Origin of the sequence: Loktanella fryxellensis, assembly GCF_900110065.1 — a bacterium.
Classification (GTDB): domain Bacteria; phylum Pseudomonadota; class Alphaproteobacteria; order Rhodobacterales; family Rhodobacteraceae; genus Loktanella; species Loktanella fryxellensis.
Map to the genome: position 1 here is coordinate 148,518 of NZ_FOCI01000008.1, position 9,608 is coordinate 158,125.

The window sequence follows — 9,608 nt, forward strand, 5'->3', positions numbered from 1 at the left end:
GCCACCAAAGCCAGACGGACGATCATGCGTTCGGTCCATGGCATCCGACATGTCCAAGGTGCCCCACCCACGTCGGGCTCGCGCACGGCCAGCCAGGAGAAGATCGATGATCATCGGCAACGGCCCCATCCACAAACCCGGCTTCACCAGCAATGCCCTGCTGGAACAGGTCGCAGCTGCGCTGGGGGTGCCTTACGTCGCCACGGTTCTGTTCGATCCGGTGACGGGCGACTTCCAGCAACTGCGGATCGTCTCGGCCTCCAACGACATGACAGCGCCCTGCCCCGACGTGCTGCCACCCTTGCGCGAAAGCCTCGATCTGCACTTTTCCGTCCATCACAGGACCTGCGACGACGACCGCCAGACGACGCTGTGGTTGCGCAGTGACACGTTGTGCATCGGGATCGGCACCGGCGTCGGCGGGGTGCTGCCGGTCCTCGCGCTGCCCGGTCACGCGTGGTCTGACGACCCGGCACATCAGGCCATGCTGTCGATCGCGGCGTCCTATCAGCAACAGCGTCTGATCGAATTCACCTACATGCGGCCCAGCTGGCCCGAAGGGCTGGTCGAGGCAACCCTGCAGACCCTGTCGTTGCGCTTCGTTCTGGTCGATGCCACGGCACAGGTCTTTCGCGACGGGCGGCTGGAGGATGTGCCCGCCGCCGACGATCCCGCCTGGATCATCCGCAACAATCGGCTGACGCTGGCCTGTGCCCGCGAACGGTTCAGCCTGCGCGAGGCGATCAAGCTGGCCACTGCGCCGGAGCCCGCCACGTCGATCATCACGGTGTCAACCGTCGCGGGCGCCATGCGTCTGGCCGCCGTCGCGCCGCTGTCGCGCACGTCGCCGCCCCTTGCGATGGTGCTGTTCGAGCGGTCCGGCACCGATCACGCCGCCCTGCGGGAGCATTTCTTCGACGCCTATCGGCTGACCGCCTCCGAACGCCGGGTCGGCCACCTCGTGCTGGACGGGATCACGCTGGATCAGGTCGCCGTGGCGACATCGCTGTCGCTGGCGACGGTGCGCAGCTATGTCAAACGCCTGCTGGCCAAGACTGATACCCATCGCCAAGGCGAGCTGATCGCCCTCTATTACCGCTCGATCCTGCCGGTCGGGGCATCGCTCGCAAAATCGCGCCAACAGTCCGGGACGCCCCCGTCCCCGGGCATGGCCTCGGTGTTGTTCTGACCGCAAGGCCGGTGATCCGGTGCGGCGCGCCACACCCGTGACCGGGGCCACCCGTCAGGACGCGCTGCACCATCGTCGACCCGCGGTGGTCTTGGGGGTGTCATGCGAGCCCGTTTGACCGACAGTCGTCAGGCGAGGGCCGACAACCTGTTCGCCAGCGCCAGATCCTGCGGCGTATTCACGTTGAAAAAGGGATCGACCGGCTGGCTGTCGAACGCCGCCACACTGCCGGCATGGCGGTCGGTCCACTGCACCATCTTGCGCAGACCGCCCGTCAGGGCGGCGCGCAGATCCTCGCGCAGGCGTGTGGGCCACAGACCGGCCGTGGGGTGCCGCTGCAACCGGCCCGTCGCATCGGGGCTGGCGGCCAGACACAGCCCCTGTGCGCCCGCCTGCGCACGCAACCGCGTCACCAGATCGCGTGGGCAGAACGGCGTATCGGCGGCGACGGTCACGATACTGTCCGCGCCCAGCGACGCCGCCCAGTCGAGACCGGCCAACACGCCCGCAAGCGGACCGGCGTGGTCGGCCACGCTGTCCGGCAGGACTGGCAGACCCCGCAGGTCAGGGATGTCCCACCGCGCCGGATCGCCATTGGCATTGATCGCCAGCGCCGCACACTCCGGGGCAAGCCGATCGATCACATGACCGATCAGGGGCCTGTCACCCAGCCGCAACAGACCCTTGTCGCCGCCGCCCATCCGCGTCGCCAGCCCCCCTGCCAGAACCACGCCCAACGGTGCGTTCATGTCCCGGCCCCCCGGCGCGGGCCCGCACGGTCCGCGTCGGGTCCGGCAACCAGGCCAGACTCGCGGGTCTGCCGATCACGGCCGGACAGCCAGACATTCTGCTGTGCCTGTCTCCAGCCGACCGGCGACCGCCCCGCGTGGCGCACGATGCGGTCCGGACAGCCGGCAAGGCCGGATCGGCAGTCGCGCACGGGTGTTCCCATCATCACGGTGTCGATCTCTCTCTCGAAGGATGAAGGGGCCATTCTACAGGAGGTCTGGTCCCCCCGCACACCATGCAACCACGTTTCGCCATCGGTGTGGTCCATGGCGGCAGAGCGTTCAAGATCCTCCATGCGTTGCTGCTGGCACGCTGCGATGACATCGGCTGATTGACGGTGAAGACGGGTCCGAGGTCTGGCCGAAGCACTTGCTGGAGAACCATCCGGAGGTGGCCCTTGCGAGGGCTGCCCAGCTGCTGGAAGCCACGACCACCGACCACGTCGGCTGCATGCTGACCGACGCCGAGGGTCCGCGTAAGGTCAGGTTCCGGGGGCGGCAGGTCGGAGCGTAGCGCCTCAAGTCCTGTGTGCCGAACCGCTCGGTGCTGTTGGTGAATCGGGTCATCCGGCGCTGGTGCCATGATCGGCAATGCATCAACCCCCAAACCCTGTCGAAAGGTCGCAGTCAGACAACCGGCGCGATGACGACGACTGGGCCTACGGGACTGATTGCCGCTACCGTGACGGGTGGCACAGGCTCTCCGGGCGGCCCTGGAAGGCACCCACGGCACCCGCAGAACCCGAGGCACTTCTCGGGGCTTTTCTCACCCTAGAGCGTCGCTATGACCCAATCGAAGAACTGTCTGAAGGCGCTGGCTGGGGTGGTAGAACACCAACCAAAACTTTCTCTTTCCTAAAAATGCTAATCTTTTCAAGTCACCAGACGCAGATCACATATTCCCTAGCGATGATATGTGTAAACTCCTGTGTAACCTGAAGTCTTTCAGCAAGCTGCAGACGCCCAGACGACATCAAACAGGTTCTGTTTCCGGCGGATCAGCTGCGAGGATGAACATCGGCATGAAGCGTAAGAAGGCCCGCGACCCCAAATTGCCATGTGAGTTCAGTCGCATACGGCCTCAGCCGGGAAGCTGCATTGTGTGGTCCGGCCGGTCTGCCCAGGTAGACCCATGCCTTCCACGCGGCGCTGACCTACCAGATCGACGAGGACGAAGATCGGCGGGACCAGTACCTGTCGCTCGGGGTCGCGGCGCGCCGCGACTTCGTGCAGTGCAGGCCTTGGGCCGCGGGCGAGATTTAGGTCGCGCAGGATCCGGCCCTGTGAGCTGAGCGCATGGCGCGGGCGGGCGACAGCATCGCCCCCGACCGACAGATGGCCGATGCCGCGACCCTTTGCCGCCCGAGGCAGGCTCCTGTTGGACATCAACGGCAGAGGGCTTATCTGCCAAGCATGGAAAAGCACCCTGAGACGACCGTCCTGTACAACGCCAACTGTCCGGTCTGCCAGTTCGAGATCGGTCATTACGCCAGCTACGCGGATCAGGCCGGTCTGCCGATCCGGTTCGATGACCTGAACACCGACGCGCGGGATCAGTGGGGGATCGATGCCGACACCGCGGCGCGCCGTCTCTTTGTGCTGCACGACGGCGAACTGACCTCCGGCATCCCCGCCTTCCTCGTCCTCTGGGCACAGATGCCGCGATACAGGCGGCTGGGACAGATCGTGGGCCTGCCGGGCATCAGGCACGTCGCCGGCTTGGCCTATGACTACGTCCTGGCCCCGGTGATCTATCGCTGGCATCTGCGCCGCATGCGCAAGCGGACTGCGCACACCACACGCTGACACTTCGACAAGCCGTGCCGAAACACCGACCTCTGCCAGTCCCTCAATGCGGACGTCGGTGTTGAACCGGGCGCGGTTCAGCACGATGACGCTGCGGTCACCCACAGGCGAGGCGGGATTGGCATCCTCAAACTGGCGGCTCACCGCGGCGTTACCGGGCCGGGATCGGTGGCCTTGGACCAGGTTTGTCCCAGTGTCGTCGGTGCGTTAGGTCTCATTCTGGGATATCCGCGGAAGCATCAAGACAGGTATCGGTTTGCCCGGCGTCACCGGCGGGGTGCGAGCGACCGGTGAATGTTCGCCGCCACCGCAGGCGACGAGAAGGGCCAAGTTGCCGGGCAACCCGATGGCGCAACAGTGTTTTATGGCATTCCGCATGTTGTTGGCATTTGGAAGTTGACCGCATTCTCAATGTGGCGCCAGCATGGTCGGCGGGGCTGCCGCATACATCCCTGCTGCCACATCCGAATCCGCCGCCGGCGCCTGCCCGCCCCCGGACCGCCATCCATGACCGCCGGTGGTGCCCCCCCAGCCGGACTCGAACCGACACCGGCACGGGCATCGGCACGAGAGATCTCAAGTCTCCGATGCCTACCAATCCACCATCGGGACACGCGGGATGTGGAAGGCGCGCGGCGCGGCCGGGGTAAAGGTGCGGCGCCCGCGACGCCCCTGCCCCGCAGAACCGTCAGCCAGCAGGGGGAAGCGGGGCCACGCCTTCTTCCTTTACCGCCTGCATGGCGACATAGGTCGACGTGCCCGCCACATGCGGCAGGGTCGAGATGAAGTCGGCCAGCACCTGGCGGTAGTCGGTCATGCCTTGGGCGCGAACCTTCAATAGGTAGTCGAACGACCCGGCGATCATGTGGCACTGCTCGATCTGCGGCACGTCCAGCACGGCACGGTTGAAGGCCAACAAGGCCATCTCGCGCGTGTCGGTCAGACGCACCTCGACGAAGGCGACGTGATCGCGGCCCAGCAGGATCGGGTCGAACAGCGCGCGATACCCGCGAATGACGCCGTCCGCCTCCAGACGACGCAGGCGGGCCTGGGTCGGGGACTTCGACAGCCCGATGCGGTCGGCCAGGGCGGTGACGCTGATGCGCCCGTCGACGGCCAGCACATCGAGGATCTTTGCATCGAATGAGTCCAGCGCGGCAGGCTTTTCGCCCATGATGCACTCCCAATACGGATCAATTCACCTCGTTTGCCCAAGTTACCGGGCAGATCGCCCGATCGCAAGATGCTAGGATGGGCGATCATTTAGGAGTTGGCCATGCCCCGCGATACCCCTGACGACCTGCGCCACCTGATCGACGCTCAGATGTATGCCGAAGAGATGACCGTCGTGACGGCCCTTGCCGCAGCGGCCGGGCTGGATCAGGCGGCGCGCGCCCGGATCGGGGCGGCCGGGGCGGATCTGGTCCGCCGCATCAGGGCCAGCGCCGAACCCGGCCTGATGGAGGTCTTTCTAGCCGAATACGGGTTGTCGACGGACGATGGCATCGCCCTGATGTGCCTGGCCGAAGCGCTGCTGCGGGTGCCCGACGCGGACACCATCGATGCCCTGATCGAGGACAAGATCGCACCCAGCGACTGGGGCCGGCACCTGGGGCGGTCGGCCTCGTCGCTTGTCAACGCGTCGACCTGGGCCCTGATGCTGACCGGGCGGGTGCTGGACGACAGCCAGCCGGGCCTGACCCGGCACTTGCGCGGCGCGATCAAGCGTCTGGGCGAACCGGTGATCCGCACCGCCGTGGGCCGCGCCATGCGCGAGACGGGCCGTCAGTTCGTGCTGGGCGAAACGATCGACGCCGCGATGAAGAGGGCGCAGCGGATGCAGGACAAGGGGTTCACCTATTCCTACGACATGCTGGGCGAGGCGGCCCGCACGGACAAGGACGCGCGCCACTACCAGTTGGCCTATTCCCGCGCGATCGGCGCGATCGCGGCCCATTGCACCCACGGCAGCGTGGCCGAAAACCCCGGGATCTCGGTCAAGCTGTCGGCGCTGCATCCGCGCTACGAGGTGGCGCAGGCGGACCGGGTAATGGCCGAACTGGTGCCCCGCGTCACGGCCCTGGCGATCCTCGCCAAGGCGGCGGGCATGGGGTTCAACATCGACGCCGAAGAGGCGGACCGCTTGGCCCTGTCGCTGGACGTGATCGAACGGGTGCTGGCGGAACCGGCCTTGGCGGGCTGGGATGGGTTCGGTGTCGTGGTTCAGGCTTACGGCCTGCGCGCGGGCCCGGTGATCGACCATCTGCACCAACTGGCCGTGCAGATGGACCGCAGGATCATGGTGCGGCTGGTCAAGGGGGCCTATTGGGATGCGGAAATCAAACGCGCACAGGTCATGGGGATGGACGGGTTCCCCGTCTTCACCGCCAAGGCACATACGGATATTAGTTTCATCGCCCACGCGCGCAAGCTGCTGGGGATGACGGACCGGATCTATCCGCAGTTCGCGACCCACAACGCGCATACGGTGGCGGCGATCCTCGACCTTGCCCGGCAGATGAACCGCAGCACCGCGGATTACGAATTCCAGCGGCTGCACGGCATGGGCGAAGCGCTGCACGACATCGTCATCGCCGACCAGCACACCCGCTGCCGGATCTACGCCCCCGTCGGCGCCCACGAGGATCTGCTGGCCTATCTGGTACGCCGGCTTCTGGAAAACGGGGCGAACTCCAGCTTCGTCAACCAGATCGTGAACGCGGATGTCGCCCCCGAGATCGTCGCGGCAGACCCGTTCGACCAGATCGGCACCCGCCCGACGATCCGCAGCGGGCCGCAGCTGTTCCTGCCAGAGCGGGTGAATGCGCAGGGCCATGACCTGAGCCATGCGCCTGTGCTGGCCCGCATCGCCGTCGACCGCGACCCGCACCGCGCGCGCGTCTGGTCCGTCGGACCGCGCATCGCGGTGCCCGTGGCGTCGTTGCCCGACGGCCATCCGGTGATGAACCCGGCCCGGCCGGGCGATCTCGTGGGGCGCGTGACCCCGGCCACGCCGGAAGCCATTGCCGCGGCCCTGTCCGCCGCCGCCCCATGGGCCGTGACGGCCGATGTGCGGGCGCGGACGCTGACCGACGCCGCCGCCGCGTTCGAGGACAACGCCGGCGAGATCATGGCCATCCTGACGCGCGAGGCGGGCAAGACCCTGCCTGATGCGGTGGCCGAACTGCGCGAAGCGGTGGATTTCCTGCGCTACTATGCAGCCCGGGCCCGCCTGACACCGGACGCCGCCCCCCGGGGTATCTGGACCTGTATCAGCCCGTGGAACTTTCCCCTGGCCATCTTTACCGGCCAGATCGCGGCCGCGCTGGCCGCCGGGAATGCGGTGCTGGCGAAGCCTGCTGGCCAGACCCCCGTGATCGCCGACCTGGCCGTGCGCCTGCTGCATGACGCCGGCGTGCCGCCAACGGCGCTGCAATGCCTGCCCGGCGATGGCGCCGTGGGCGCGGCCCTGACGTCGGATGCCCGGATCGCCGGCGTGGCCTTTACCGGGTCAACAGCCACGGCGCGTCGCATCGCGCAGGCCATGGCCGACCACTGCGCCCCCGGCACGCCGCTGATTGCGGAAACGGGCGGGCTGAACGCCATGGTCGTGGACAGCACCGCCCTGCCGGAACACGCGGTGCGCGACATCGTGAACGGTGCGTTCCGGTCCGCCGGGCAACGCTGCTCTGCCCTGCGCTGCCTGTTCGTGCAGGATGATATAGCCGATCGGCTGATCGTCATGCTGAAGGGCGCGATGGACACGCTGACGCTGGGCGATCCCTGGGCGTTGTCGACGGACATCGGCCCCGTCATCGACGCGGCGGCCCGCGATGCGATCGACGCGCACATCGCCCGCGCCGGGGCGGCCGGGCGCATCCTGCATCAGGTGTCGATCCCGGGCTTGGGCGCCTTCGTGGCGCCGACGGTCATCGCGCTGGACGGGATCGACCAGCTGGAAACCGAGGTCTTCGGACCGGTCCTGCACGTCGTGCGCTTTGCCGCGCGGGACTTGGATGCCGTCATCGACGCGATCAATGCCACCGGATACGGGCTGACCTTCGGCCTGCACACCCGGATCGACGACCGGGTCGAGACGATGGTCAACCGGATCCGCTGCGGCAACATCTATGTGAACCGCGACCAGATCGGTGCGGTGGTGGGCACGCAGCCCTTCGGTGGCGAGGGGCTGTCGGGGACGGGGCCCAAGGCAGGGGGGCCCGCCTACCTGCCACGGTTTGCGATGCCCGCCGCAGCGCCGGTCACCGCCGCGACCTGGCCCGATCAGGACACGCCCGCCCGCCTGGCCCAGGCGATGGCGGCGGCCCGCAGGCCGGCCCCCCTGCCGCCCCGGGACATGCCCGGACCGACCGGTGAATCCAACCGGCTGGGCCTGCATCCTCGCGGCCCGGTGCTGTGCCTGGGGCCCGGGCCCGATGCGGCCACCGCCCAAGCCCGCGAAGTCGAACGGCTGGGCGGGATGCCGGTGATCGCGCAGGGCACTATCGCCGCGACGGTCCTGACAGACCTTGCGCCGCTCGCCGCCGTGATGTGGTGGGGCGATGCCGCGCAGGGGCGTGCCTATGCCCGCGCCCTGACCGAACGGACGGGACCGATCGTCGGCCTGATCACCACCATGCCCGACACCGCCCACGTCATGCACGAGCGTCATGTCTGCATCGACACGACGGCCGCCGGTGGCAACGCCGCCCTGCTGGCCGAGGTCGCAGGCAATACGACCTGACCCCGGCCCTGCCGCCAACGGGCGGGCGTCATGTCCGGCGACGCGGCGCTGGGCTGGTTCGACTCCCATTACGGCCTGATCCCCGCACGTCTCAGCGGGGGCGAGTGTTATGCCGGCCACGTGACGTGGATATTCCTGCACGCGGGGCCACTGCATCTGGCCGGCAACATGAATCGGCGCAGCATTCCAGGATGAGGGTCCTCGTGCCGTCGAAACCCGACCCTGCCGCAGCAGCTGCAGCGTCAGGCGAAGTGGTCCGCAGATACCGCATAAAGCACTGACCCGCTTTCAGGGCGCCAGTTACGCCCCCTGCCCCGCCTCGTGTTCTCCAAGTCAGACGAGCTGCGTCATACTCGCCTCACGACCCCGGCGTCCTTCCAGACCGAATGCGCGCCGGACCGCCGCCACCGTCTCGCGCATGGTGACGTCGGATTTCTGCCGCCCCCGCTCTATGATCTCCGCGACAAGCCCCGGATCTGCCGCAGTGGATCATCTTGTCCAGCTTCAGATCCGACACGGCACGTATGAGTCAGTTAGCGCAGATTTTCCGGACGGGCATTTCGGGGAATCCCCGACAGCCGTTGTAATAAACCGCGGACAGGCAATTCGCTGCATCCCGGACAGCTGAATACGCTGGAGCCCAACCGCTCGATCATTCTGGACGGGTTCTTGTTGTCGGCGATTGACACGCAGGCGACGCGCCTGCACGTCCCAACAGTGGCCACGGTCACCAAAGTTGCAGTGTCGACATGAAACCGCTGTTACCGCCGCGCCCGAAAATGCAGCGAATGGGCTAACTGTAGTGCAGTTCGACTCTGTTGCGCAAATCAGCTGACGGACGGTTTTCCCCTTACCCCAGACGGATTTATGCCACTGCCTTTGTGACGGGGATGCCAAGGGCGGTGTAGCCATTCAGGATAGCGATGCGCACCTGGACCTCCGCGACCTGGCGGTCGAAGTCCCGAGCCATCAGCCGCTGGCCCAGCAGCTTTACACAATGCATCTTTGTCTCGACGCGGCTCCGGCGGTGGTATCCGCTCCAGTTCCGCCAGAGCGCCCGACCCAGACACTTCGATGCGCG

The 9,608-nt window shown here is 67.1% G+C and carries 6 protein-coding genes, 1 tRNA gene and 1 pseudogene; 4 read left to right on the top strand and 4 right to left on the bottom strand.

The window, feature by feature from the left end:
- Positions 1–106: 106 nt before the first annotated feature.
- Complete coding sequence (locus tag BMX16_RS08415; protein ID WP_089901639.1) at positions 107–1,189, top strand: helix-turn-helix transcriptional regulator; 1,083 nt, start codon at positions 107–109, stop codon at positions 1,187–1,189.
- A gap of 128 nt (positions 1,190–1,317) precedes the next feature.
- Here the strand turns inward: BMX16_RS08415 and mobA are convergent, their stop codons facing one another.
- Positions 1,318–1,938 carry a molybdenum cofactor guanylyltransferase MobA gene (mobA, locus tag BMX16_RS08420; RefSeq protein WP_089901641.1) on the bottom strand — a complete coding sequence of 207 codons (621 nt, stop codon included), beginning with the start codon at positions 1,936–1,938 and terminating at the stop codon, positions 1,318–1,320.
- Between the two features lie 1,452 nt (positions 1,939–3,390).
- On the opposite strand from mobA, the gene BMX16_RS08425 reads away from it, so the two are divergent.
- Positions 3,391–3,783, top strand: a complete 393-nt coding sequence (locus tag BMX16_RS08425; RefSeq protein ID WP_089901644.1) for a thiol-disulfide oxidoreductase DCC family protein — start codon at positions 3,391–3,393, stop codon at positions 3,781–3,783.
- A gap of 518 nt (positions 3,784–4,301) precedes the next feature.
- On the opposite strand, the gene BMX16_RS17605 is transcribed toward BMX16_RS08425, so the two are convergent.
- Positions 4,302–4,395 (bottom strand) — tRNA-Ser (locus BMX16_RS17605).
- Between the two features lie 76 nt (positions 4,396–4,471).
- Positions 4,472–4,957 carry an Lrp/AsnC family transcriptional regulator gene (locus BMX16_RS08430; protein ID WP_089901647.1) on the bottom strand — a complete coding sequence of 162 codons (486 nt, stop codon included), beginning with the start codon at positions 4,955–4,957 and terminating at the stop codon, positions 4,472–4,474.
- A gap of 102 nt (positions 4,958–5,059) precedes the next feature.
- Between BMX16_RS08430 and putA the strand changes: the two genes are divergently transcribed.
- Entirely contained in the window at positions 5,060–8,527 is a 3,468-nt protein-coding gene (gene putA / locus BMX16_RS08435) for a bifunctional proline dehydrogenase/L-glutamate gamma-semialdehyde dehydrogenase PutA (RefSeq protein ID WP_089901650.1), read from the top strand.
- Positions 8,528–8,557: 30 nt separating this feature from the next.
- The gene (locus tag BMX16_RS17610; RefSeq protein WP_177174610.1) at positions 8,558–8,722 is read left to right on the top strand and encodes a hypothetical protein; all 165 of its coding nucleotides are present in this window, start codon (positions 8,558–8,560) and stop codon (positions 8,720–8,722) included.
- A 670-nt stretch (positions 8,723–9,392) separates the two neighbouring features.
- Here BMX16_RS17610 and BMX16_RS08440 read toward each other — a convergent pair.
- Positions 9,393–9,608: pseudogene (locus BMX16_RS08440) on the bottom strand (IS5/IS1182 family transposase); the annotation flags it as partial.